The organism is Bartonella callosciuri, from assembly GCF_014203215.1.
GTDB classification, from domain to species: Bacteria; Pseudomonadota; Alphaproteobacteria; order Rhizobiales; family Rhizobiaceae; genus Bartonella; species Bartonella callosciuri.
This window is the reverse complement of sequence record NZ_JACHIM010000028.1, coordinates 1-1,377: the sequence shown is the minus strand read 5'-3', so window position 1 is coordinate 1,377 and position 1,377 is coordinate 1. Positions and strand designations below refer to the sequence as shown.

Below are 1,377 nucleotides of genomic sequence, written 5' to 3'. Positions count from 1 at the left end.
AAGGAAGCAGTGAATGGAGGTCAGTTGCATGATTACACTGAGCAGCAGATGAAAGTTGTTCTTGATGATGCGAAGAAATATACGGATGAACGTATGAAGAATATCAAGATTGGTGCCCTTGATGATGCTGTTTCCCGTGCTAAGGACTACACGGATATGAAGTTTGAAGCATTAAATGATAACATTGAGGGGGCACGCAAAGAAGCAAGACAAGGAGCAGCTATTGGTCTAGCGGTATCTAACTTGCGTTACAATGACACACCTGGCAAACTCAGTGTTGCCTTTGGTGGCGGCTTATGGCGTAGCCAATCGGCCTTTGCTTTTGGTACTGGTTATACATCTGAAGATGGAAGAATTCGTTCTAGTTTATCTATTACAAGTGCCGGAGGTCATTGGAATATAGGTGCAGGTTTTAATATGGCCCTGAACTAATGTTAAAGACCAAAATCTCTTAAGAGAACCTGATTCACCCTTGTTTGATTAGGCAGGGGTAAAAATTTTATAGATGAAATAAGTATTACATTAAACTTGAAAGTTTTATAGGGGCGTATTTCCTAACGAAGCACACTCCAATGTTCGTGTAACCGAGAGTATGCCGAACATAAACAACCATATTGACGAGGTTTCCGATGATATAGGATACCAACAATAATTTATATTGAACGAAGAGATGGAAGCATAGGACGTTAGTCATTAAGACTAAAATAAAAGCTCACCCTTAGGAGCACAAAACACCCCCCCTTGTTATTTCATCTATATACCCTATAACTATCAAATAAAACCAAACAAGATTTATCACACAAATCAACACCACTTAAAGGGGGGGGGAAACAATATGCTAAAGAAAGGCGCATCTACCTTATTTTATAATTCTAAATAAATTGACCCTACAACTTTCTTCCGCGCACTAACACTGCATCAAATCACTAAAGCTTTTCCATATCTGTCATGAAAAGCACGAAAAGGACCATCACCTTATCTAAAAATACCCCAAATCCCTTCTTGTCACTTGTCCATTACAAACCTTATAAAAACATACCGAAGGATAACATTAAAAATATGTCTTTTTTATGTCATAAAACCCTTCCTACTTCAAAAATTTCCGTGCAAAAAACTTTCGCTCGCCTGCGGAAAGGATAGCAATTACAATGCTGGTGACGGCCAAAAATAATCCCGCCAATACCTTAACGGAATGCTCTTATTGGCCAGGACAACCCCGAATTTGTCACAGAACAACAAAAAGCATTCAAAACATCCACTTCTAAAGTTCGACTTGCATCAAAGTCTATCTTTTTAGGTTTTAAGCCTGTTTTTTCTTACTTGGAGGATTTCTTTATGAAAAAAATATATGCTGCATTTGCAGGTAATGATGTAAAG

Annotated in this window: 1 protein-coding gene; it reads left to right on the top strand. The window is 38.2% G+C overall.

Translation table 11 applies throughout. The features are described from left to right. Positions 1 to 432: YadA-like family protein (locus tag HNQ69_RS07570; protein ID WP_183229408.1), on the top strand; the 432-nt coding region annotated here is incomplete at its 5' end. Between the last annotated feature and the right edge of the window lie 945 nt (positions 433 to 1,377).